Below are 23,310 nucleotides of genomic sequence, written 5' to 3'. Positions count from 1 at the left end.
CCAACATGTACAAAACCATAAGCATTTTGTTCCTGCTCGTTTGGTTCCACCAAAATCTACGTGCCTCGCTCGCAGACAGCCTGCAAAGCGAACGGATGGAAGAAGTGGAGGTGAAAGCTTACAGCCCCCGCACGTTGTCGGATGACCGGAACGGCCGCCTGTATTGGAACATGGAATCGCTAGCAGACATGCCTCATGTATTGGGCAGTGCAGACCCCTTACGCAGCTTGCAACTTCTTCCGGGAGTAGCCACCAATAACGACTATACCTCCGGCATCCACATACAGGGATGTGCGGCTTCCCAAAGCATATTGAACATGGACGGGACACCGATATTCAACGCTTCCCACCTGTTAGGCCTGTTTTCCGTATTCAACGCCTCTCACTTCCGCGGCATGTCATTGGTCAAAAACCGTCACGATGCCGCTTTCTCCAACCGTTTGGGCGGAGAAGTTTCTTTCTATCCTACCGATTCCATAGCCCATAAAGTCCACCTTGACGCCACCGTCAGTTTCATGGAGAGCGAAGGTACGCTGACGCTCCCTGTTGGTGAGCATTCCACGCTCTACTTATCCGGACGCGGAAGCTACCTGAACCTGCTCTATGGCAACCTGTTGGAAATAGACGAAATGAAACTCCGCTATGGCCTGCAAGACTATAACCTGACTTTTGTGCAACAAGCCGGAGCACATGATAAAATACGCCTTAGCTTATATCATGGTCAGGACCGCATGAACCTGTTGCAGGAAGACTTTGCAGACGAAAACAAGCTGAATTGGCAGAACACAGCTGCCGCATTGCACTGGCAACACCATTCATCCCGGTTCATCCTCCAACAAAACGCCACCTTCAGCCGCTACCGCAACACGTTGGATATGGGCATCAGTTCCGTATCCCTCAACCTGTCCTCCGGCATCACGCAAGCCGGTTACGCCGCCCGTTTGGAATGGACACGGGGCAACCTTCAATGGAACGGAGGTGTGGAATACAACTATTACCATTTCCGTCCCATGCAGTTCGAAGTCTCCGGTTCGTTCATCGAAAACGAAACACCCAAATTCCTCGAAGATGCCCACGAAGCCAATGCCTACCTTCAGGCCGACATTTCCATCCACCCCTCCTGGTCGGTACTCGGAGGATTGAGATTGTCATCCTACCACAGCCATGGCCGCAGCTTCATTTCGCCAGACCCGCGCATCACCCTGAACTACCATCCCTCGTCCTCCCATACTTTGTCTGTACATTACGGCCTGTACCATCAATACCTTCATCAGATGTCCGTCTCCAACGGTGGGTTGCCCGTAGACTATTGGACCTCTTCGTCTCCTTCCGTATGCCCCCAACAGGCTCATTCCATCGCCTTAGGTTATTATTTCCTGTCACAAAAAGGAATGATGGAAATCAGTGCGGAAGTTTACTATAAGAAGCTGAGCCATCAGCACGAATATTCAGGTTCCATATTGGATTTCTTCACGCAGGTCTACCACATAGAAAACAATATGATACATGGGAAAGGCTATAACTACGGTCTGAATCTCATGCTGAAAAAGAACAGAGGCAAACTCTCCGGTTGGGTCAGTTATGCCATAGGGAGCAGCCGGCGCCGTTTTCCCGAACTTAGTCCGACAGAATGGTTCAACTCGACTTTCGACCGCCTCCACGACTTGTCCGTAGTAGCCAACTACCGGTTCAACCGGCACTGGAGCTTAGGAGGAGATTTCGTATACGCCAGTGGCACGCCCTACACCAAAGCCAAAAGCGTGTACGTCATCAACAACAACATAGTGAGCGAATACGGAAAGTACAACGGCGCCAACCTGCCGTCCACCCACCGCATGGACATCGCCCTGACCTATCGCTTCTCTCCTCGTGGACACAGGGAGCAAAGCCTGAACCTCTCCATTTACAACTTATATGCCCGGCGCAATGTACTGTTCAGTTACCTGGGCTTTCAGGAAGAGAACTTCGGCTACAAACATGTGTATTCCCTTTGCCGCATGTTGCCTTCCATCGGTTATACTTTAAAATTCTGAGCCATGAAACCATATTGCATATACACACTCGGCCTGATACTTATAGCATGTGCCACACTTACGGCCTGCATAGAGGAAGAAGACGCGGAACTCCAAACGCAATTAGTCGTAGAGGGATGGATTGAGGACGGTGGATACCCCGTGGTCTTGTTGGGCGAAACCCATGCCATAGATGCCGGTATGCAGAATATCGAGAACTACATCGTACGTTGGGGGAAAGTAACCATCTCTGACGGGACCGACAGCGTGGTGCTGACCGGAGGATATGACAATGACTTCTTTCCACCCTATAAGTACACGACATTCAAAATGACCGGACAGGCCGGAAAGACTTACACGCTGACCGCCGAGTACCGGGGGCAAAAAGCCACGGCCGTCACGACCATCCCCCACCCCGTCGAACTGGACTCCCTGCGTGCCATCCGCAGCGAAAGCGACACCTTATTCTATATAAAAGCTTTTTTTGAAGACAATCCCGACGAAAGGAACTACTACGGACTGTTCAGCAAAAGGCACGAAAAAGACAAGGCTTTCCTCTTGTCTTTCATGGGAGTATTCTCGAATGAAGTCATCCCCACGCACGTGGCAGCCGACGTGTACTGCGGGACCTCCGTCTATACGGAAGCCGACAGGAACGCATCCGCCTATTTCAAAAAGGGTGACTTGGTGCAAGTCAAACTCTGCCATATAGACCAAGCCTCTTACGAATTCTGGAAAAGTTACTCCAACCTGAACCACCTGTCTTCCAACATGTTCTTCCCTTACACGAACGACTTGGAATCCAATATCCGAGGTGGAAAAGGCTATTGGTGCGGATACGGAGCCAGCACCCTTTCCGTGAGCATCCGCTGACTACAATCACAACGCAACCAAATCGGCATATTCCGCCCTTGCCTCATGCAACAAATCCCGGGGCGATAACTTGACCTGCAAACCGCGCTGCCCGGCACTGACGTAAATATAACCGTACTGTGCCGCCGTCCCGTGTACGTAGGTAGGAAAATGTTTCTTCATCCCTATCGGGGAACATCCGCCACGGATATAACCGGTCGTAGGCAAAAGTTCTTTCATCGGCAGCAGTTCGCACTTCTTATTGCCGCTCACACGGGCCGCTTTTTTCAGGTCTATCTCATGTTCTCCGGGTACTACGCAAACAAAATAACCGGTCTTGTCGCCATGCAGCACGATGGTCTTGAACACCCGTTCCACATCTTCGCCCAACTGGGCGGCCACGTGCACGGCACTCAAATCCGATTCGTCCACCTCGTATGGAATCAATTCGTATGCGACCTTGGCCTTGTCCAACAAGCGTGCCACATTGGTCTTGTTAACCTTTTGCTTTGCCATAAAGTACCTCCTTCAAATATGCGGCTGTATAACCTTTCCCATAACGCACCAAATCCTCGGGCGTACCCTCGAACAAAAGCTCGCCGCCACCACGGCCGCCGTCCGGTCCCATATCGATGAGGAAGTCTGCCGACTTGATGACATCCAAATTGTGCTCGATGACCATCACGGTGTTGCCTTTGTCCACCAGACGGTTCAATACGCCGAGCAACACGCGTATGTCTTCAAAATGCAATCCGGTGGTCGGCTCGTCCAATATATATATGGTTTGCCCCGTGTCGCGCTTGGACAGTTCCGTGGCCAACTTGATGCGTTGGCTTTCGCCACCCGATAACGTGGTAGAGGGCTGCCCCAGTTTGATGTATCCTAAGCCCACATCCTGCAAAACTTTGATTTTATTCAGAATCACCGGCTGGTTCTCGAAGAACTCCACTGCACGGTTGATTGTCATGTCCAAAACATCGGCTATGGATTTGCCTTTAAAACGAACCTCCAACGTCTCACGGTTGTAACGCTTTCCGTGGCATACCTCGCACGGAACGTACACGTCTGGAAGGAAATTCATCTCAATGGTCTTATATCCGTTTCCACCGCATGCTTCGCAACGTCCTCCCTTCACGTTGAAAGAGAAACGTCCCGGTTTATAACCTCGTATCTTCGCCTCGGGAAGGCTGACGAAAAGCGCACGGATATCGTTGAACACCCCGGTATAGGTAGCCGGATTGGAACGCGGCAAACGCCCGATGGGCGACTGGTCCACACTGACCACCTTGTCCACGAATTCCAAACCTTCAACTTTGTCGTAAGGCAAAGGGTCACGCAATGAACGGTAGAAATGTTGCGAAAGGATGGGCTGCAAAGTATCGTTAATCAACGTGGACTTTCCGCTTCCGGACACTCCCGTAATGCAAACCAACTTACCCAAAGGAAACTCTACATCCACACCTTTCAGGTTGTTTCCCCGTGCGCCTCTCAACCACAAAGAGTGTCCGTTGCCTTTCCTACGTTGCCCAGGAATTTGAATGGAACAGGTATGGTTCAGATAACGTGAAGTCAACGTATCTCGCTTCAACATCTCTTCCGGCGTGCCTTGGAAGACCACCTCGCCACCCAACCTGCCGGCTTTCGGTCCCATATCAATGATATAATCTGCACTCTCCATCATTTCTTCGTCATGTTCCACCACAACCACCGTGTTTCCCGTGTCACGCAAAGCCTTCAGCGAGTTTATCAAGCGGCGGTTGTCCCGTTGGTGCAGACCGATACTGGGTTCGTCCAAGATATACAAGACATTGACCAGTTGAGAGCCAATCTGCGTAGCCAGACGGATACGTTGGCTCTCGCCGCCCGACAATGACACCGACGAACGGTTCAAGGACAGATAATCCAAGCCTACATCCATAAGGAACTTCAGGCGCGAACGGATTTCTTTCAAAATTTCCGGGGCTATCTTTCTCTGCCGGTCGGTCAGCCTTTCCTCCACGTGCAACATCCAATCATACAATTCACCGATATCCATCGCCGACAACTCCGCAATGTTCTTGTCTGCCATACGGAAATGCAAAGCTTCCTTATTCAAACGGCGTCCTCCACATTCCGGACAAGTCACCGTCTTGGAGAACTGTTCTGCCCATTTCTGTGCTGAAGCTGAAGTCTCGTTCTCTTGCATCATTTGGATGTATTTCACCAATCCCTCGTAGGTCACATAATAATCCGATGAGGTGTGCACCAGTTGAGACTTGATGCGTACGCGGTCCATGCTGCCGTTCAATATTTCGTTCAACGCTTCCTCCGGCAAATCCTTGACCGGTGTCTTCACATCAGCGTCGTATTTTTCCAATAAAGCATCTATCTGCCAGAATATCATGCTGTTTTTATACTTCCCCAAAGGCAGGATAGCCCCCTCGTACACCGAAAGGTTACGGTCCGGAATCACTTTATCCATGTCTATCAGGCTGACATAGCCCAATCCTTTGCACCGCGGACAAGCCCCCTGCGGAGAGTTGAAAGAAAAGTTATGAGGAGCCGGGTCACGGTAGGACAACCCCGTTTCGGGGCACATCAAACGTTTACTGTAATGACGTACGGCCTCCGTTTCGGCATCATAAACCATAAGCTGCCCTTCGCCCTGTTGCATGGCCGTAGCCACACTAGCGTGCAACCGTTTGTCATCCTTCTGCTGTACGCAAAGCTTATCCACAACGATTTCTATGCTGTGGTTCTTATAACGGTCGAGCTTCATCCCATGGGATATTTCGCGAATCTCGCCGTCCACGCACACATATAAAAACCCCTTGCGGCGTATCGTCTCGAACAGTTCTTTGTAATGTCCTTTACGGTTACGCACCACGGGAGCCAACAGATAGATGCGCCGTCTCTCGTAATCCCTGATAATCAAATCTATCACCTGCTCTTCGGTGTAACGCACCATCTTCTTGCCCGACAAATAGGAATAAGCCTCTCCGGCACGGGCATACAGCAAACGCAGGAAATCATAGATTTCGGTAGTGGTCCCTACGGTAGAACGGGGATTTTTATTGGTCGTCTTCTGTTCGATGGAAATCACAGGGCTCAAGCCCGTAATCTTGTCCACATCCGGACGCTCCAAGTTACCCAAAAAGTTACGTGCGTATGCCGAAAATGTCTCTATGTAGCGACGCTGCCCTTCGGCGAATATCGTATCGAAAGCCAATGAAGACTTCCCGCTCCCGCTCAACCCGGTAATCACCGTCAGACTGTTGCGCGGCAGCTCCACATCCACATTCTTCAGATTATGCACTCGCGCACCGAACACTTCTATTTTTTCTGCTTCGTTATCCATCATCCTATTAATCATTTCCATTGGTGCCCGTCCCCGAATAACCGGTCAACACATTCACATCTTTTCTTATCTTATATTCCTTTCCGTCGGCTCCACGTGCATTGACTACCACGAAATACACACCGTCTTTGACGGTCTTGCCATGAAACTTCCCATCCCATCCGCCATCCAAAGTATCCCAAGCGTACAATTTTTGTCCCCACCGGTTGAAAATGACCGCTTTGAAGCTGACGATGGACTGATAGCCTTCCTTTACCTTATATATATCATTGTAACCGTCCCCGTTGGGAGAGAAAGCGTTCGGCATTTCCAAAACGGACTCGCTGATGGAGACCACAAACGGTTCTGCCGCTCCCTCTTCGGGGAACACGATAGTGTCGTTGCCATGCACGAAAGTGGCATAAAATTGCACGTAAAACGTACCGCTTTCGGTGAAAGTGTACTCCAGATTCTCATCGAAACGATCTATTATCGGGGCATTCTCCTGCCCTTCGCGATACACACGCCACTCATACCGTACCATATAATCCCCTAAATCTTCCACATTGGAAGTAAAATGCCCCGCTAACGGAGCCGACTGGGGTTCGGACGCATCTTCCAACTCTTCACCCGTAGCGGTCGTATAACGCGCAGCCGGATTGGCCGTAGGATAAACCGTTTGTGCCGAAAGCGAAAAAGGAACAGCACAGAATAAACCTAAAAACAAATACTTCAAAATAGTTTTCATGCCTGAATATTTGTGCAAAAATAATGTTTCCCGTTGACATAACCACTTTTTTTATGTAATTTTGTCCGCAATATCAGAAAAAAAGAAATGGCACACTGGAAAAGATTTATATATGTCGTAATCGCCCTGTTTTCCTTACAACTGACGGCTCGTGCGCAGGAAACAGAAACATTTGTACATACCATCAAACAAGGAGAAACGGTATATTCCATAGCCCGCACTTATCAGGTATCTCCCGAATCTATCCTCAAGCTGAACCCGACAGCCTCGACAGGCATCAAAGCCGGAGGAACACTGACAATCCCGCAACAGCAAAACGGCACGCAAGAAAAACGTTTCCATACGATTCAAGCCGGAGAAACACTTTACAAACTGACTAAAACTTACCAAGTAAGTGCCGACGATATTTGCAAAGCCAATCCGGGACTTACGGCCGAAAACTTCAAGGCGGGAATGGTCATCCGTATCCCGGCTTCCACCATGCCCGTGAATATAGCCCCGGCAAAGGAAACCGCCCAACCACAAGGAGTAGCACAATCCGGATGCCGGGAAATGCACAAGGTAAAACGCAAGGAAACTTTGTACAGCATCGCCCAGAATTTCAATCTGACGGAAGCCGAATTGAAAGCGGCAAATCCGGAAATGAACGAGCCTGGTTATAAACTCCGCAAAGGAGACTTCGTCTGTATCCCTTTTCCTAAACCGGAAAAGCCGAAAGAAGTTATCCCAACCAATGAAGAATTGATGGGGAAGAAAACAGTGTCTGCCCCACAGAAAAAAATCAGTTTAGGGGTGATATTGCCTTTCAAAGGAGGCACGCCGGAAAACGAAAAGATGATTGAATTCTACAGGGGGGTATTGATGGCGGTAGAAAACATGAAGAGATCCGGAACGTCAGTAGATATCTTCGCCTACGATTCAGGTAAAAGCCCGGGTGACATCCAAGCCATCGTAAACAACCACCCTCTCAACCATCTTGACTTTATCATCGGTCCCTTGTACCCGGAACAGATTGCACCTCTCAGCAAATTCTGCCAACACCATCACATCAAGTTGGTAGTACCTTTTTCTTCCCTTGGCGACAATGTATATGAAAATCCATATTATTACGCCATCAACCCTCCCAAATCATACCAGTTTGCGGAAGCTGCGCGGCTGACCACGGAACTCTTCGGAAAAGAGAACGTCATTTTCTTGGAAGGCACTGAAAACGACAAAGACGCAGCTGCATTCGTCGATGCAACACGGAAACGGTTACAACAAAACGGCAGCAAGGCAAACCACCTGAGACTTAACGACGATGAAATAAAGTGGATGGAGGCAATGACCCAATACAAAGACAATGTCATCATTCCCAACTCATCCAGTATCAAACTGTTAAACCAACTGTTTCCCAAGCTGAAAGAGTTCACTAAAAAGAACCCCGAATACAGAATCAAACTGGTAGGGTATCCAGAATGGCAGACGTACGCCAACAATCATTTGGAGAACTTCTACCAATTCAACACATACGCCTATTCTTCCTTTTTCAGGAATCCGCTGAACGGCAACGCCGACGAATTTGAGAATGCCTACCAAAAGGCATTCCACACGCCGACCCTCGTGTCGTGGCCACGTTTCGGTATGTTGGGTTTCGACACGGCGATTTATTTCCTGAAAGGCATATCTACGTATGGAGAAGCTTTCGACCAACATCTTTCGCAAATCGTCACGACTACTTATCAACATCGTTTCGACTTCCAACGCATCAGTAATTGGAGCGGCTTTATTAACCGTGAAATCGAATTTATCCACTACAGTCCATCCCACAGCATTGAACTAATCCGACTGAAAAAATGAGAAAAGCATTCCTCATCGCGATAGCGACCTGCTGCATCGGGACTTCTAAAGTGTACGGTCAAATCGGTGAACCGCGTAACGACCTGGCCGTCGGTTTCAATGCAGGATACACGCTGAACCAAGTCATGTTCAACCCTACCATCCAACAAAAATTCAAAGGGGCACCGACTTTTGGTTTCACGGCCAGATATACCTGCGAAAAGTATTTCAAAAGTTTGTGTTCCATCCAACTGGAGGTTAATTATACCAATTTGGGATGGGAAGAATTGATAGAAACGTCCAACGATACCTACAAGCGGGATATCAGCTACATACAAATTCCATTGTTAGCCCGCATGGGTTGGGGATACGAACAAAAAGGTGCTTTGTTTTATGTCGTAGCCGGTCCACAAGTCGGCTTTTATTTAGGCGACAAGGGACACAAAGGCGGGCTTTTCAACGACTCGACTCTGAACCTCCGTCCGGGACAAGTGAACCAACAATACGACATGCCGGTAAAAAACAAATTTGAATATGGCATCACAGCCGGTGCTGGTCTTGAGGTCAATACCAAAATCGGACATTTCCTTTTGGAAGGCCGTTACTACTACGGATTGAGCGATATATTCGGCAATGGCAAGAAAGACGTGTTCGGCCGGTCGGCCAATGGCACTATCGTGGTAAAAGCCAGTTACCTATTCGATATTGTACGTACGCGACGGTCTTCAGACAAAAAGTAAAAAAAAGAAAGTGCGTTAAAATGAAGCCATCCATTCCAACGCACTTTCTTTTTATTTTATCCCTCTTTTCCCTATCTCAAACGGTCAAGCGAACGGACAATCAATTCGTCCTTCATAATGTTCCGGAAAGCCAGATAGTCTAATATCAATCCTACCGCCGGAAAGGCCGCAGTCCAAGAAAGGGTGAAATCAGCATCATAACGGGATTTAAACACGTAAACGAAAACCCCGAACACGATATAGTAGCCCACCAAGATAAGGCTGCTGAACACGGACAAGCGCACCTGAAACATACGGCGCTTAAACAAAAATATGGCTGCAAACGAAGTGAACGCTGCCAAAACCAACAGTACAAACATGGCCCACGGAGCAAATACTCGCGCCCCGTCGGCCATCGTAAGCCATAAATTATAGAAATCTGCTATCCCGATACCGCCTTGGTGAAAATGTCCTACGGGCATGCACAAGCATACCACCGCACATACCGCAACCAAGAAAAGATAGACAGACTGGATTCTTTGAATCATACCGTTCGACAATATTATAAAAATAAATATCCGCTTATTCTATCGTATCTTTCTCCTTCAACGGATTACGGAAATATATTTTCCCTTCTACAAATTCTTGCGTGGCAATCAACGACGGCTTCGGCAATTTCTCATAAAAACGGGAAATCTCAATCTGTTCGCGGTTCTCGAAAACTTCATCCAAATTGTCACTTACAGAGGCGAACTCCTGCAATTTCTTGGACAACTCATTCTTAATGTCCAAAGAAATCTGATTCGCACGCTTGCCAATGATAGCTACGCTTTCATAGATATTACCGGTTTCGTCACACAGATCCATAATGTCACGGGTCACTGTGTTTGTAGGCGCATTTGTTTTTTTATAATCCATAATTATATAATTGATTTACTTGTTTCTTTTACCCTTAAGATTTCTTATTCACATATTTCTCCGACTGCGCAAAAATCCGCTGCGCATCTTTTAAGTATTTAGATTCGGGATATTCGTTCATGAAGCCGTAATATTCGTCTATGGTATCACGATAACGGTCCAACCGCTTCTCTTCCACGCTTTGCAAAGCCAACTGATACTTGGCACGCAATATCATAATGGAAAACTCCTCGCGACGTTCCGGACTGGCATACGGATAATCCAGTAAGGCGTTACGAGCCGTCACAATACACGCCTCATAGTTACTGCCTCCATACGAACAGTTATACATATATGAACCTAAATCGTAATATAGCTTAGCGGCCTGAAATTCTTTCTCCACCATCTTGTCTTGCAAAGCAAAAATCATCTCCTGTGTCCGATCTTTCAGACTCGTATAGGGATAGTAATCTAAAAAATCCTGAAACTCTTTCACCGCAGCCATCGTACTACTCTGGTCCAAACGCGTGTCCGGCACGCTTTCATAAAGGGCACGCCCCGCATAAAAACGGGCATACTCTACATAAACTCCCTTAGGATAAGACTGATAGTATTTCTTAAAATAGGAATGCGCCACATCGAAATTACCGTCACAGAACTCCGACATCGCCAACATATAAAGGCATTCTTCCCCACGCGAAGTCCCTTTCATCAAAGTGACAAGCTCCCCCAACAATACGGACGAACGGGAATATTGCCCCTTGACAAAGTATTCCTTTGCAGCCTCGTACTTATAATCGTAATCTGCAGTCTTCATCACGTTGTTATACTGGTTACACGAAGCCAACAACAACATCGCTCCCGACAGCCATAAAAAAATCCGTTTCATATTGTACAATTGAACTGCAAAATTATGGAAAAGCATCGAATTTTGCAAAGAAAGGAAGTTTTTAAATGCAAAAAAAGCACATGAAACGGCTTTTTAGAGATAAAATACCTATTTTTGTAGCTTGAAGAAACTTAAAATATCCAAGCCATAATATGCCTAAATTCGAGCTGACCGCCGATTATTCTCCTACCGGAGACCAACCGGAAGCCATTGCCCAACTCACGGAAGGAGTCTTGCAGGGCGTGCCGGCCCAAACGCTGTTGGGCGTGACCGGGTCGGGTAAAACCTTCACGATAGCCAACGTGATCCAGAACATCAACAAGCCTACGCTGATTCTCAGCCACAATAAAACACTTGCCGCACAATTATACGGTGAATTCAAAAGCTTTTTCCCGCACAATGCCGTGGAGTATTATGTGTCGTATTATGACTACTACCAACCGGAGGCTTACATCCCGTCTACCGACACTTATATAGAAAAGGATTTGGCCATCAACGACGAGATAGACAAGTTGCGGTTGGCGGCAACTTCCGCCCTCCTGTCCGGACGGAAAGACGTAGTGGTCGTCTCATCCGTCAGTTGTATCTACGGCATGGGGAACCCGGCGGCTTTTTATGACAATGTGATAGAACTAAAACGAGGCAAATTGTTAGACCGCAACGTATTCCTCCGACGTTTGGTCGACAGCCTGTACACCCGGAACGACTTGAATCTGGAACGTGGGTGCTTCCGGGTCAAAGGTGATACAGTAGACATTTACTTGGCTTATTCCGACAATCTCTTGCGCGTGACATTCTGGGACGATGAAATCGATGCCATAGAAGAGGTAGACCCCGTAAGCTGCCTCCGCTTGGGGAGTTTCGACGAATACCGCATCTATCCGGCCAACTTGTTCATGACCACAAAAGAAAGTACGGCGAAAGCCATACACCAGATAGAAGACGACTTGCACAAACAAGTAAGTTACTTCGAAGAGACAGGAAAGCCGTATGAAGCCAAACGATTATACGAACGAGTCACGTATGATATGGAAATGATACGCGAATTGGGGCATTGCAGCGGCATCGAGAACTATTCGCGCTATTTCGACGGGCGTGAGGCCGGTACACGCCCCTATTGCCTGTTGGACTTCTTCCCCGAGGATTTCCTGATTGTTATCGACGAGAGCCACGTGTCCGTACCGCAAATCAATGCCATGTACGGCGGAGACCGCGCCCGCAAAAAGAACTTGGTTGAATACGGTTTCCGGCTTCCGGCTGCCATGGACAACCGCCCTTTGAAATTCGAAGAGTTCCAACAACTGGCCAAACAGGTCATTTATGTATCTGCCACTCCGGCCGACTATGAACTGCAACAGAGCGAAGGTATCGTAGTGGAGCAGGTTATCCGCCCTACCGGACTACTCGACCCCGTCATCGAGGTGCGTCCAAGCCTGAACCAAGTGGACGACCTGATGGAAGAAATACAGCAACGCATCGAGAAAGACGAGAGAATCTTGGTCACCACGCTGACCAAACGAATGGCGGAAGAACTCACCGATTACTTCATGAAGCACGACATACGCACCAATTTTATCCATAGCGACGTAGACACGCTTGAACGTGTGCAAATTATGGATGACCTCCGTGCCGGACGCTTCGATGTGCTAGTCGGTGTGAATTTACTCCGTGAAGGGTTGGATCTTCCGGAAGTTTCCTTAGTAGCTATCCTGGATGCAGACAAAGAGGGCTTCTTGCGTTCGCATCGCTCGCTCACACAAACCGTAGGACGGGCAGCCCGTAACGTACATGGCAAGGCCATCATGTATGCCGACCGAATCACGGACAGCATGCGGAAAACCATCGACGAAACCAACCGACGGCGCGAAAAGCAGCTTAAATACAATGAAGAACATGGCATCACTCCGCAACAAATCAAGAAAGGCCGGAAAATGACCGACCTTATCAGTGCCAATGCGGAAGCTCACGCGGAACCCCGTGCTTATATCGAACCGGAAGAAAAAATGGCAGTGGCCGACCCTATCATGGAATATATGACGCGCGACCAATTGGAAAAGAGCATAGAACGCAGCCGAAAACTCATGCAGGAAGCGGCGAAGAAGTTAGACTTCATCGAAGCCGCCCAATATCGGGACGAAATGCTGCGTATGGAAGAGATGCTGAAAGGAAAATAAAGCACCCGGAGAAAAGGAAAGGAGGAAGGGCTTTTGGGTTATGCCTTCCTCCTTTTCCTATTTTATATAAACTTCCTCAACATACGGAAACGTCTGTTCAGCCCCAAAAGTCTAAAACTCCCACTTACATGCAATCGTAGGTATGGCATAAAAACGGTTGTTTTGTCCGGTTTCCGTATACACGAAATTATTACTGATTTCAACCTCCGTACCAATACTCAACTTGAAATCGTCACTTACCCTTCTCAACGCAGCCAGATTAAACCAAAATTGCGGTTCCGACATCAGGATGAGATTCCCGTTCACGGTATTATTGTACCACAAATCGACAAAACCGCTGAACGTACACAAGCCTCCGGCAAAACGGTTTCGCCAAACGCCTGTCAACTGCCAGCTATGACAATAAGGGCCATTCTTAGCCAAGTATTTGTACATGGCCTGTACGGAAAATCCCTTGGCAAAGTCTTTGCTATTCCAGTTGTAAGCCGCGCCGGCCAGATAGGCATCACCGAAAGCATAACCATCTCCCTTTCCGGTTCCATAACTCAAACCACCGTTGTACTCCACATGGAATGCCACCGGCATTTTCTTAGTTTGGATTTCCCGGGAAAACTCGCCATAGGCTCCACGCAAAACATTGTCACCGAAATCGGCATCCATAAAGAAATAGGTACTTCCCCACTTGTCGGCAGAGAAATTCTCAACGGTTGCTGTCAGATGCTGGCGCGAAGAAATCTCGTTGCCATACATCCCATGACCCAGGTCGTAATGTAACTGGACGTTGAGTTGGGCGAGGCTTTTTGTACCCCACAGGCACAATGCCCCGACGTAAATAAACTTTTTTTTCATTACTTTTGATTTTAAAAAAACGCCGGCAAAGTTATATAAAATACTCCAAAAACGAATGTCCCCCTAAAAGAAAGTAGAAGACCGTCCTTTCTACACTTCTGTATACAAAAAAGACAATCCTCATAACCCTATAAGAATTAGATTCTTAAAAAACATCACAGCATACACACAAAAAAACATCGAAAAAAAAAATCCCTCAAATGTTTGCTAGATAAAAAAAAGTGCGTACCTTTGCAACCGCAAACGAGAAACAACACAGGCAAAACTTAAAAACCTGAACGTTTTTCAATGCGAGAGAGGGGCGTTTAGCTCAGTTGGTTCAGAGCATCTGCCTTACAAGCAGAGGGTCGGCGGTTCGAATCCGTCAACGCCCACCACCTCTTACGGCTCCGTAGCTCAACTGAATAGAGCATCTGACTACGGATCAGAAGGTTACAGGTTTGAATCCTGTCGGAGTCACCAAGAGCGGGTGGATACCAGAGTGGCCAAATGGGGCAGACTGTAAATCTGTTGGCTTACGCCTTCGGTGGTTCGAATCCATCTCCACCCACAACCATAAAATTGCGGAAATAGCTCAGTTGGTAGAGCACGACCTTGCCAAGGTCGGGGTCGCGAGTTCGAGTCTCGTTTTCCGCTCTTAAAGGTGCGTTAGTTCAGTTGGTTAGAATACATGCCTGTCACGCATGGGGTCACGGGTTCGAGTCCCGTACGCACCGCTGATAATCTCCGGCTATCGAAAATAGTCGGAGATTTCTTATACGTTCAGATTGAATAATCCCTTGCGTCTTCATTAGCGATAGTTTTTCCTGAAACTGTTTATTTTATTTAAAAAAAAGTATGAATAAGTTTTCCTTACCGAAATTATTTGTACTTTTATCCCATCTTATTAAAAAGACAAATGCGATACTTTATATATACAACCCAACAAATTGCACATAGAAACCGGCAATACTGTTATTATATGCAGGGATATATATGAAAAGATAAGATTTGTGCATTTACCACTACTATCTTTGGCAAATGCGCCTACTTACTGTTTCGCTCAAAATAACCCAACAGCAACATATAAGAAAAACATAAATGAATAAAAAAGTAAAATGGGGGCTTGTAGCCTTTATTGCCTGCGGCTTAGCCGTCTGGGGCATCTATTCGCAATTACCCAAAATGAATCCTGAATTAGCCCAAGCCGACAAAACAGACAAAGGAGGCAAGACTAAAAAAAGTATCTTAAATGTCAATGCCATAAAAATCCGTACAGGCAAACTCACTGATGAATTCACAGTCAGCGGCAATCTATTACCAGACGAAGAAGTAGACCTTTCATTCGAGACATCCGGACAAGTCGTTGAGATTGGATTTAAAGAAGGCAGCCATGTGAAAAAAGGACAGTTATTAGCCAAAGTCAACGACAGGCAATTACAAGCCGAATTAAAACGCTTGCAAGCCCAACTCAAACTGGCCAATGACAGAGTATACCGCCAACGTACCCTATTGCAGCACGATGCAGTAAGCCAGGAAGCATACGAACAAGTACGTACGGAACTCGAAACCTTAAAAGCAGAAATCGACATCGTAAAAGCCCAAATAGAATTGACGGAATTACGGGCACCTTTCGACGGAGTGATCGGTTTACGCCAAATCAGTGTGGGAGCATACGCTTCTCCTACCACCATCGTGAGCAAACTCACCCGTATCATCCCACTGAAAGTAGAGTTTTCCGTCCCGGAACGTTACGTTAATGAAGTCAATCCGGGTACGGCTCTGACATTCACCATAGACGGTTCCTTACAAAACTTCCCGGCAAAAGTGTATGCCAAGGAGTCTGCCATTGATGAAAACACGCACACGCTGAAAGTCCGTGCCCTATATGAAAATCCCAACGGACGCCTTACACCGGGACGCTACGCCAGCATCAATCTCAAGAAACAGGAAATTCAAGACGCCATTGCCATCCCGGCCGAAGCTATCGTACCGGAAATGGGTAAAGACAAAGTATTCTTATATAAATCAGGCAAAGCACAACCGGTTGAAGTGACCGTAGGTTTACGCACAGAAGACCGCGTGCAGGTATTAAAAGGATTGCAGGTGGGAGACACGTTAATCACATCCGGTACGTTGCAGTTACGCACCGACTTACCCATTGTACTCGACCGTGTAGATTAAGAGAAGGAGGACGTATATGAACATATCAGAGTTAAGTATCCGCCGCCCCGTATTGGCTACCGTGATGACCGTAATCATCCTGTTATTCGGAATGATTGGTTATTTTTACATCGGTGTACGTGAATATCCTTCGGTGGACAACCCGATCATATCGGTGTCCTGCTCGTACGCAGGGGCGAATGCCGATGTCATTGAGAACCAAATTACAGAGCCGTTGGAACAGAATATCAACGGCATTCCAGGCATCCGCTCTCTGACGAGTGTCAGCCAACAAGGGCAAAGCCGCATCACGGTAGAATTTGAACTTTCGGTCGACCTGGAAACTGCGGCCAACGATGTCCGCGACAAAGTCTCCCGCGCCCAACGCTACTTGCCACGGGACTGCGATCCTCCTACCGTATCTAAGGCCGACGCCGATGCCTCTCCTATCCTTATGGTTGCCCTGCAAAGCGAAAAACGTTCCTTGCTCGAATTGAGCGAAATTGCCGACTTGACCGTCAAGGAACAGTTACAAACGATTTCCGACGTAAGTAGTGTTTCCATTTGGGGAGAGAAAAAATATTCCATGCGTTTGTGGCTTGACCCCATCAAAATGGCCGGTTACGGTATCACGCCTATGGACGTGAAAAATGCAGTGGACAATGAAAATGTCGAATTGCCGTCGGGCAGCATAGAAGGAAATACCATAGAACTGAACATCCGTACCATGGGGTTAATGAACACGGCCAAGATGTTCGATGATTTGATTGTGAAACACGAGGGAAACCAAATTATCCGTTTCAGCGACATCGGCCGGGCAGAACTTGGAGCTGCCGACATCAAAAGTTATATGAAAATGAATGGCGTGCCAATGGTCGGCGTAGTCGTCGTGCCTCAACCGGGTGCCAACCACATCAACATCGCCGACGCCGTGTATGAACGCATGGAGCAAATGAAAAAGGACCTGCCGGACGATGTGCATTACAGCTACGGATTCGACAATACCAAATTCATTCGCGCCTCCATCAATGAGGTAAAACAGACGGTGTATGAAGCTTTCGTCCTGGTAATTATCATCATTTTCCTGTTTTTGCGCGACTGGCGCGTCACATTGGTACCATGTATTGTGATTCCGGTCTCTCTTGTCGGTTCGTTTTTCATCATGTATTTGTTTGGCTTCTCCATCAACGTACTGACCATGTTGGCCGTCGTACTGGCTGTCGGCCTTGTGGTGGACGATGCCATTGTGATGACTGAGAACATCTATATCCGCATAGAGCAGGGCATGAATCCTAAGAAAGCCGGAATAGAAGGTGCCAAAGAAATCTTTTTTGCCGTCATCTCCACGACGGTCACGTTGGTAGCCGTGTTCTTCCCCATCGTATTTATGGAGGGAACGACCGGACGGCTTTTCCGGGAGTTCAGTATGGTCATATCGGGAGCGGTAGTCATATCATCGTTCGCGGCACTGACATTCACCCCCATGTTGGCTACCAAGCTCCTTAAACAACAGAAAAAGAAAAATGCCTTTTACCGTATTACGGAACCCTTCTTCGTCGGAATGAACAATATGTACAGCCGCTCCTTGCAAGTTGTCCTGCGCCATCGTATATGGACACTTCCCGTCATTGTCCTCATGTTGGGAGCTATCGTATATCTGTGGGGAGCCATACCTTCGGAAATGGCTCCATTGGAAGACCGCTCCATGATTACCATCAACACACGTGGAGCAGAAGGCGTGACGTATGAATACATCCGGGATTATACGGAAGACATCAACAGCATCGTAGACTCCGTAATCCCCGACGCAGATGCTGTGACCGCCCGTGTATCCAGCGGAAGCGGAAATGTACAAATCCGCCTGAAAGACATGGGAGACCGGGATTACACTCAGATGGAAGCTGCCGAAAAATTGTCGCAAGCCGTCAAAAAGAAAACCAAAGCACGTGCCTTCGTGCAACAACAATCCTCATTCGGCGGGCGTCGTTCAAGCATGCCTATACAATATGTTTTGCAAGCGACCAACATCGAGAAGTTGGAAAAAGTCCTTCCGGTATTTATGGAAAAAGTCTACGAGAACCCTGTTTTCCAAATGGCAGATGTCGACCTGAAATTCAGTAAACCGGAAATTCGCATCCACATCAACCGCGACAAAGCCAACATCATGGGAGTCAACACCCGTGATTTGTCTGAAACCCTGCAATACGGACTGAGCGGACAGCGCATGGGATATTTCTATATGAATGGAAAGCAATACGAAATTCTGGGCGAGATAAACCGGCAGCAACGTAACAAACCGGCCGATTTACGAGCCATTTATTTGAGAAGCAGCGACGGAAAGATGATTCAAATGGATAATCTTATCGAATTGGAAAGCAGCATTGCCCCTCCGAAACTTTACCGTTACAACCGTTTCGTTTCCGCTACGATTTCAGCTGGCTTGGCCGACGGAAAAACTATCGGACAAGGATTGGACGAAATGGACAAGATTGCCAAAGAGGTATTGGACGACACGTTCCGCACCTCATTGTCCGGTGACTCGAAGGAATTCCGCGAAAGTTCCTCTAGCCTGATGTTCGCTTTTATTTTAGCGTTAGTACTCATTTATTTGATTCTGGCAGCACAGTTCGAAAGCTTCAAAGACCCCTTCATCATCATGCTTACCGTACCGCTTGCGATTGCCGGAGCACTGATATTCATGTACTTCAACGATATCACCATGAATGTATTCAGCCAAATCGGTATCATCATGTTAATCGGACTGGTGGCTAAAAACGGTATCCTGATTGTAGAGTTCGCGAATTTAAAACAAGAAAACGGTGAAGACAAGGTAACGGCTGTACACGATGCTGCCCTGCAACGCTTGCGACCAATCTTAATGACCAGCGCTTCTACCGTTTTAGGATTGATCCCCCTGGCCTTTGCCACAGGAGAAGGCTGCAACCAACGTATTGCCATGGGTATTGCCGTAGTAGGCGGTATGGTGGTATCCACTTTCCTTACCATGTATATCGTTCCGGCTGTGTATAGTTACATATCAACCAATCGAATCAATAAAAAGGAGAAAAATGAAAAATAAGATACTGTGGCCTGTTTTATTTTTGTGCACATTGCCTATACAGGCCCAACAAGACATGATGGAAGCGGAAGGTTCAGTCACTTTGCAAGAATGTTTATCACGCGGACTGGAGAGCAACTTCTCCATCCGAATGGTAAAAAACCAACAAGAGACGGCTGCAAACAACGCCACGCGGGCCAATGCGGGAATGTTGCCCACTGTAGACCTCAGTGCATCCTACAGTGGTGATTTGGGGTCAACCCGTACTACTCCCCGCTCCACAAACGTTACCACCACCGAGCGCAGAGCGTATGACGGGACTGTAGATGCCGGCATCGACCTGAACTGGACTGTTTTCGACGGTTTCAGCGTGTGGACCAATTACAAGCAACTGCAGCTCCTGAAAGAACAGGGGGAACTGCAAACCCGCATTACGATAGAAGACTATGTGGCATCGCTTACGGCCGAATATTACAATTACATACAAGAAAAAATCCGTTTGAAGAACTTCCGCCATGCCATGTCTTTATCGCAGGAACGCATGCGTATCGTGGAAGTCAGGTACCACATCGGTAATTTCTCGCGTCTGGATTATTTGCAAGCCAAGGTCGACTTCAACGCAGACAGTGCCCAATACATGAAACAACGGGAAGTACTGAACTCATCCCGGATAAAATTGAACGAACTGATGGCCAACCATGACGTAACGGCACTTATCGGCATACGAGATACGGCGATAGATGTCAATCCGGATTTGCAATACGATGAATTATGGCAAGCCACATTGGCCACCAACGCCTCCTTGCTAATGGCGGACAATAATACGGAAGTCGTACGAGCCGACTATAAGAAAATCATGTCCCGCGACTATCCTTACGTACGTCTGAATGCAGGATATGGATACACTTTAAACCGCTACGAGCTTTCCTCCACAAAGAAGCGGGACAACTGGGGACTGAACGCCGGCATCACCATCGGTTTCAACTTATTCGACGGCAAACGGAAAATGCAAAAAAGAAATGCACAACTGGCCATTGAATACGCCGAACTGGAACGGGAAGATCTGAAACTGTCTTTGAAATCGGATTTGAGCGACTTGTGGCAAGCCTATCGCAACAACTGGCAGGTGATGCTGATGGAACGCCAAAACCTTGTGGCCGCCCAGGAAAATTACGAATATGCCAATCTGCGTTACATGAAAGGAGACCTCTCCGGATTTGAAATGCGAGAAGCCCAACAAAGCCTTTTGGATGCGGAAGAACGACTTCTGGTTTCGGAATACGATACCAAAATGTGCGAAATCTCTTTGCTCCAACTCAGCGGAAAGGTTCTGACTTATTTAAATGAATAAAGACAGCAAAAACGAAAAGAGGAAAGCGTAAAACCAGAGTCTGCGGGGGAAAAACGACAGAAAAGACAAACGAAGCAGAGAAAAAAACGCCAAAAAGTTTGGTTCATCCATTCGTTTTATCTACCTTTGCACTCGCAATCAGGAAATCGCCTGATTCCTCTTTTAAAGGTGCGTTAGTTCAGTTGGTTAGAATACATGCCTGTCACGCATGGGGTCACGGGTTCGAGTCCCGTACGCACCGCTTAAAACTCTGAAGTACAGTTACTTCAGAGTTTTTTGTATCCTCTTGGCGAATAAATCCTCCCGAAAGGCTGTAATGACAGGCGTTTTTCGTATTTTTGCATATCAAATAAAAATCAGTCATGATCAGATATGCAAAGCTTAGCGACGCTAAAGCCATCGCAGACATCTATAATGAATATATCCTACATAGCGTAGCTACCTTTGAGACTGAAGCCGTTTCTGAAGACGAGATGTACCGACGTATTGCCGACATCTCTTCCCGGTTTCCTTATTTGGTGTTCGAAGAGGGCGGACAGGTCATCGGATATGCCTATGCCCATTTGTGGCAGGAAAGGGCTGCTTATTGCCATACTTGGGAAACAACCGTCTACGTCTCTTCTTCGTCTGCCCGCCAGGGCATAGGACGACAACTGATGTCACGGCTGATTGAGGAATGCCGGAAATCAGGCTGTTATGTACTCATTGCTTGTATCACCCACGGAAATGAAGCTAGCTATGCCCTGCACCGCAAACTCGGATTTGAACAAGTAGCCTTTTTTGAAAAAGTAGGTACCAAATTCGGAAAACGTTTGGATGTCACAGACTGGGAGTTGATATTACGCCCGTGAACCCGTTACCCAATAATTCAATATTATATTCCATATCCATTCATCTTATTAATATGAGCCAAACGACTTACGACTTTCAATCCAAAGAAAACAACGGACATGCACCGCTCAACAATATCATCAACGCCAAACTCATTGCCTACGTAATCGGCATCCTGCTTTGGGTAGAGGGCGGCATGCTCCTCATTTGTATGGGCGTCTCCTTACTATACCACGAAGACAGCTATAAATATTTTTTATACGCTGCGGGCATCAACTTGATTACCGGAGGAGGACTGACGGCTTATGGTAAAGGTGCCAAAACCTGGATGACACGCCGGGACGGCTATTGTATCGTAACCCTCACTTGGTTGATGTTTACCATTTTAGGTATGCTTCCGTTCCTGATGAGCGGTGAAATCCCGTCCGTATCAGGTGCATTCTTCGAAACCATGTCTGGTTTTACAACCACCGGCTTCACCGTGCTCGACCATATCGACTCCATGCCCAAAGGCATGCTTTTCTGGCGCGCCCTGACTCAATGGGTGGGCGGTTTGGGCATCGTATGCTTCACCATAGCCTTACTGCCCATATTCGGTGGAGGTAATCTACAGCTTTTCAGCGCAGAAGCTACGGGCGTGACGCACGACAAACTGCACCCGAAAATCAGCATGACCACCAAACTCATCTGGACCGTGTACATCATCCTGACCGGCTTATGTATCGGTTTACTTTGTCTCGGAGGCATGAACCTGTTCGACGGGGTGTGCCATTCATTCAGCATTATGGGAACCGGAGGCTACTCCACCAAACAAGACAGCATAGCCTATTGGGACTCTCCTTTCATTGAATACGTCACCTCAGCCTTTATGGTCATCGCCAGTTTGAATTTCTCCCTGTTGGTTTTATGCCTGCAAGGCAAATTCAGCAAATTCTTCAAAGATGGTGAAACACGATGGTTCCTGGGTTCCGTATGTGTCATCACACTCCTCATCACGGCTAGCCTGTTCTTCCAACGACAATATCCACTCGAAGAAGCTTTCCGCAAGGCACTCTTCCAAGTCTCTACCATCCATACCTCTTGCGGCCTCGTGACCGACGACTATACTTTATGGCCCCAATTCACCTGGGTGCTCCTGATTTTTGCCATACTGGCCGGAGGATGTACAGGTTCCACAGCCGGCGGTATCAAGAACATGCGTATCATGATTCTGTTTCACGCCATCAAGAACCAATTCAAAAGGCTTATTCACCCCAATGCCATTCTGCCGGTGCGAATCAACAAACACGTTGTCCCTCTCCCCTTATTGAATACCGTCACGACTTTCACGCTTTTTTATTTGTTATGTGGCTTTGCAGGGTGTTTCCTGCTCACGTTTTTCGGAATAGACTTCCTGGAAGCCCTGACCTCTTCCCTCTCTGCCATGGGCAATACCGGTTTGGGCTTCGGCTACTACGGTCCGGCATACACCATGAGCAGCATGCCCGACGTGTGTCAATGGGTCATGTCTTTCCTTATGCTTATCGGTCGTCTGGAATTGTTCAGTGTGCTAATCCTGTTCAGTCCGGTTTTCTGGAAAGAGTGGTAGAATTTTCATTCCGAGCCCATTCAAAAGGCATTCATAAACGTTTTTCATACAGATTTTGTATTGCAA

Annotated in this window: 17 protein-coding genes and 6 tRNA genes; 16 read left to right on the top strand and 7 right to left on the bottom strand. The window is 47.5% G+C overall.

Annotated elements, in window-relative coordinates:
• Nucleotides 1-5 precede the first annotated feature (5 nt).
• Nucleotides 6-2,033: a TonB-dependent receptor plug domain-containing protein gene (locus E0E47_RS01235; RefSeq protein WP_130892646.1), complete on the top strand. Its 2,028-nt coding sequence runs from the start codon at nucleotides 6-8 to the stop codon at nucleotides 2,031-2,033.
• A 3-nt stretch (nucleotides 2,034-2,036) separates the two neighbouring features.
• The gene (locus E0E47_RS01230; protein ID WP_172604623.1) at nucleotides 2,037-2,885 is read left to right on the top strand and encodes a DUF4249 domain-containing protein; all 849 of its coding nucleotides are present in this window, start codon (nucleotides 2,037-2,039) and stop codon (nucleotides 2,883-2,885) included.
• Between the two features lie 6 nt (nucleotides 2,886-2,891).
• Here E0E47_RS01230 and ybaK read toward each other — a convergent pair whose 3' ends face one another.
• Genes ybaK through E0E47_RS01215 form a run of 3 tightly spaced genes read right to left on the bottom strand, consistent with a single transcriptional unit; the run spans nucleotide 2,892 to nucleotide 6,928 of the window.
• Nucleotides 2,892-3,380, bottom strand: coding sequence for a Cys-tRNA(Pro) deacylase (gene ybaK / locus E0E47_RS01225; protein WP_008626211.1), 489 nt, complete (start codon nucleotides 3,378-3,380; stop codon nucleotides 2,892-2,894).
• The gene (gene uvrA / locus E0E47_RS01220; protein WP_232038510.1) at nucleotides 3,361-6,201 is read right to left on the bottom strand and encodes an excinuclease ABC subunit UvrA; all 2,841 of its coding nucleotides are present in this window, start codon (nucleotides 6,199-6,201) and stop codon (nucleotides 3,361-3,363) included. The genes ybaK and uvrA overlap by 20 nt, the downstream gene beginning before the upstream one ends.
• A gap of 7 nt (nucleotides 6,202-6,208) precedes the next feature.
• Nucleotides 6,209-6,928: a T9SS type B sorting domain-containing protein gene (locus E0E47_RS01215; RefSeq protein ID WP_008626209.1), complete on the bottom strand. Its 720-nt coding sequence runs from the start codon at nucleotides 6,926-6,928 to the stop codon at nucleotides 6,209-6,211.
• Nucleotides 6,929-7,015: 87 nt separating this feature from the next.
• Between E0E47_RS01215 and E0E47_RS01210 the strand changes: the two genes are divergently transcribed.
• The gene (locus E0E47_RS01210) at nucleotides 7,016-8,767 is read left to right on the top strand and encodes an amino acid ABC transporter substrate-binding protein (RefSeq protein ID WP_130892644.1); all 1,752 of its coding nucleotides are present in this window, start codon (nucleotides 7,016-7,018) and stop codon (nucleotides 8,765-8,767) included.
• A complete protein-coding gene (locus tag E0E47_RS01205; protein WP_008626207.1) occupies nucleotides 8,764-9,486 on the top strand; it encodes a porin family protein in 723 nt (240 codons plus the stop codon). Before E0E47_RS01210 ends, E0E47_RS01205 begins: the two co-directional genes overlap by 4 nt.
• A gap of 71 nt (nucleotides 9,487-9,557) precedes the next feature.
• Here the strand turns inward: E0E47_RS01205 and E0E47_RS01200 are convergent, their stop codons facing one another.
• The 3 genes from E0E47_RS01200 to E0E47_RS01190 are packed head-to-tail and all read right to left on the bottom strand — an operon-like array spanning nucleotide 9,558 to nucleotide 11,251.
• Nucleotides 9,558-10,013, bottom strand: coding sequence for a DUF4293 domain-containing protein (locus E0E47_RS01200; protein WP_130892643.1), 456 nt, complete (start codon nucleotides 10,011-10,013; stop codon nucleotides 9,558-9,560).
• Between the two features lie 34 nt (nucleotides 10,014-10,047).
• Nucleotides 10,048-10,383 carry a DNA-directed RNA polymerase subunit omega gene (locus tag E0E47_RS01195; protein WP_008620281.1) on the bottom strand — a complete coding sequence of 112 codons (336 nt, stop codon included), beginning with the start codon at nucleotides 10,381-10,383 and terminating at the stop codon, nucleotides 10,048-10,050.
• Nucleotides 10,384-10,417: 34 nt separating this feature from the next.
• Nucleotides 10,418-11,251: an outer membrane protein assembly factor BamD gene (locus E0E47_RS01190; RefSeq protein WP_232038284.1), complete on the bottom strand. Its 834-nt coding sequence runs from the start codon at nucleotides 11,249-11,251 to the stop codon at nucleotides 10,418-10,420.
• A gap of 152 nt (nucleotides 11,252-11,403) precedes the next feature.
• On the opposite strand from E0E47_RS01190, the gene uvrB reads away from it, so the two are divergent.
• Nucleotides 11,404-13,425, top strand: coding sequence for an excinuclease ABC subunit UvrB (gene uvrB, locus E0E47_RS01185; protein WP_008626203.1), 2,022 nt, complete (start codon nucleotides 11,404-11,406; stop codon nucleotides 13,423-13,425).
• Nucleotides 13,426-13,536: 111 nt separating this feature from the next.
• Here uvrB and E0E47_RS01180 read toward each other — a convergent pair whose 3' ends face one another.
• A complete protein-coding gene (locus E0E47_RS01180; RefSeq protein ID WP_008626202.1) occupies nucleotides 13,537-14,274 on the bottom strand; it encodes a nucleoside-specific channel-forming Tsx family protein in 738 nt (245 codons plus the stop codon).
• 299 nt (nucleotides 14,275-14,573) lie between these two features.
• Here E0E47_RS01180 and E0E47_RS01175 point away from each other — a divergent pair.
• From E0E47_RS01175 to E0E47_RS01125, 11 genes are all read left to right on the top strand, one after another.
• Nucleotides 14,574-14,651, top strand: a tRNA-Val gene (locus tag E0E47_RS01175).
• Between the two features lie 8 nt (nucleotides 14,652-14,659).
• Nucleotides 14,660-14,736 (top strand) — tRNA-Arg (locus E0E47_RS01170).
• A gap of 5 nt (nucleotides 14,737-14,741) precedes the next feature.
• Nucleotides 14,742-14,824, top strand: a tRNA-Tyr gene (locus E0E47_RS01165).
• Nucleotides 14,825-14,837: 13 nt separating this feature from the next.
• Nucleotides 14,838-14,910 (top strand) — tRNA-Gly (locus E0E47_RS01160).
• A 6-nt stretch (nucleotides 14,911-14,916) separates the two neighbouring features.
• Nucleotides 14,917-14,990: transfer RNA gene (locus E0E47_RS01155), tRNA-Asp, on the top strand.
• A 364-nt stretch (nucleotides 14,991-15,354) separates the two neighbouring features.
• Nucleotides 15,355-16,437 carry an efflux RND transporter periplasmic adaptor subunit gene (locus E0E47_RS01150; protein ID WP_008627332.1) on the top strand — a complete coding sequence of 361 codons (1,083 nt, stop codon included), beginning with the start codon at nucleotides 15,355-15,357 and terminating at the stop codon, nucleotides 16,435-16,437.
• Between the two features lie 16 nt (nucleotides 16,438-16,453).
• Entirely contained in the window at nucleotides 16,454-19,495 is a 3,042-nt protein-coding gene (locus tag E0E47_RS01145; RefSeq protein WP_008627330.1) for an efflux RND transporter permease subunit, read from the top strand.
• The gene (locus E0E47_RS01140) at nucleotides 19,485-20,825 is read left to right on the top strand and encodes a TolC family protein (RefSeq protein WP_130892642.1); all 1,341 of its coding nucleotides are present in this window, start codon (nucleotides 19,485-19,487) and stop codon (nucleotides 20,823-20,825) included. Before E0E47_RS01145 ends, E0E47_RS01140 begins: the two co-directional genes overlap by 11 nt.
• 167 nt (nucleotides 20,826-20,992) lie before the next feature.
• Nucleotides 20,993-21,066: transfer RNA gene (locus E0E47_RS01135), tRNA-Asp, on the top strand.
• Between the two features lie 121 nt (nucleotides 21,067-21,187).
• Nucleotides 21,188-21,676, top strand: a complete 489-nt coding sequence (locus tag E0E47_RS01130) for a GNAT family N-acetyltransferase (RefSeq protein WP_008627324.1) — start codon at nucleotides 21,188-21,190, stop codon at nucleotides 21,674-21,676.
• Between the two features lie 53 nt (nucleotides 21,677-21,729).
• Nucleotides 21,730-23,244, top strand: a complete 1,515-nt coding sequence (locus E0E47_RS01125) for a TrkH family potassium uptake protein (RefSeq protein WP_008627322.1) — start codon at nucleotides 21,730-21,732, stop codon at nucleotides 23,242-23,244.
• The last annotated feature ends 66 nt before the right edge of the window (nucleotides 23,245-23,310 follow it).

The sequence above is a fragment of the Paraprevotella xylaniphila YIT 11841 genome (assembly GCF_900683745.1).
Classification (GTDB): domain Bacteria; phylum Bacteroidota; class Bacteroidia; order Bacteroidales; family Bacteroidaceae; genus Paraprevotella; species Paraprevotella xylaniphila.
Note: the sequence above shows the minus strand (reverse complement) of the source record. Positions and strands in the feature narration are given on the sequence as shown.

What these genes read in the sequence shown, in the direction of transcription:
- E0E47_RS01205 (WP_008626207.1), top strand. Translation starts at nt 8,764, where the DNA reads ATGAGAAAAGCATTCCTCATCGCGATAGCGACCTGCTGCATCGGGACT.
- E0E47_RS01145 (WP_008627330.1), top strand. Translation starts at nt 16,454, where the DNA reads ATGAACATATCAGAGTTAAGTATCCGCCGCCCCGTATTGGCTACCGTG.
- E0E47_RS01215 (WP_008626209.1), bottom strand. Translation starts at nt 6,928, where the DNA reads ATGAAAACTATTTTGAAGTATTTGTTTTTAGGTTTATTCTGTGCTGTT.
- E0E47_RS01230 (WP_172604623.1), top strand. Translation starts at nt 2,037, where the DNA reads ATGAAACCATATTGCATATACACACTCGGCCTGATACTTATAGCATGT.
- E0E47_RS01235 (WP_130892646.1), top strand. Translation starts at nt 6, where the DNA reads ATGTACAAAACCATAAGCATTTTGTTCCTGCTCGTTTGGTTCCACCAA.
- E0E47_RS01200 (WP_130892643.1), bottom strand. Translation starts at nt 10,013, where the DNA reads ATGATTCAAAGAATCCAGTCTGTCTATCTTTTCTTGGTTGCGGTATGT.
- ybaK (WP_008626211.1), bottom strand. Translation starts at nt 3,380, where the DNA reads ATGGCAAAGCAAAAGGTTAACAAGACCAATGTGGCACGCTTGTTGGAC.
- E0E47_RS01195 (WP_008620281.1), bottom strand. Translation starts at nt 10,383, where the DNA reads ATGGATTATAAAAAAACAAATGCGCCTACAAACACAGTGACCCGTGAC.
- E0E47_RS01190 (WP_232038284.1), bottom strand. Translation starts at nt 11,251, where the DNA reads ATGAAACGGATTTTTTTATGGCTGTCGGGAGCGATGTTGTTGTTGGCT.
- E0E47_RS01130 (WP_008627324.1), top strand. Translation starts at nt 21,188, where the DNA reads ATGATCAGATATGCAAAGCTTAGCGACGCTAAAGCCATCGCAGACATC.
- E0E47_RS01125 (WP_008627322.1), top strand. Translation starts at nt 21,730, where the DNA reads ATGAGCCAAACGACTTACGACTTTCAATCCAAAGAAAACAACGGACAT.
- uvrA (WP_232038510.1), bottom strand. Translation starts at nt 6,201, where the DNA reads ATGGATAACGAAGCAGAAAAAATAGAAGTGTTCGGTGCGCGAGTGCAT.
- E0E47_RS01140 (WP_130892642.1), top strand. Translation starts at nt 19,485, where the DNA reads ATGAAAAATAAGATACTGTGGCCTGTTTTATTTTTGTGCACATTGCCT.
- E0E47_RS01180 (WP_008626202.1), bottom strand. Translation starts at nt 14,274, where the DNA reads ATGAAAAAAAAGTTTATTTACGTCGGGGCATTGTGCCTGTGGGGTACA.
- uvrB (WP_008626203.1), top strand. Translation starts at nt 11,404, where the DNA reads ATGCCTAAATTCGAGCTGACCGCCGATTATTCTCCTACCGGAGACCAA.
- E0E47_RS01150 (WP_008627332.1), top strand. Translation starts at nt 15,355, where the DNA reads ATGAATAAAAAAGTAAAATGGGGGCTTGTAGCCTTTATTGCCTGCGGC.
- E0E47_RS01210 (WP_130892644.1), top strand. Translation starts at nt 7,016, where the DNA reads ATGGCACACTGGAAAAGATTTATATATGTCGTAATCGCCCTGTTTTCC.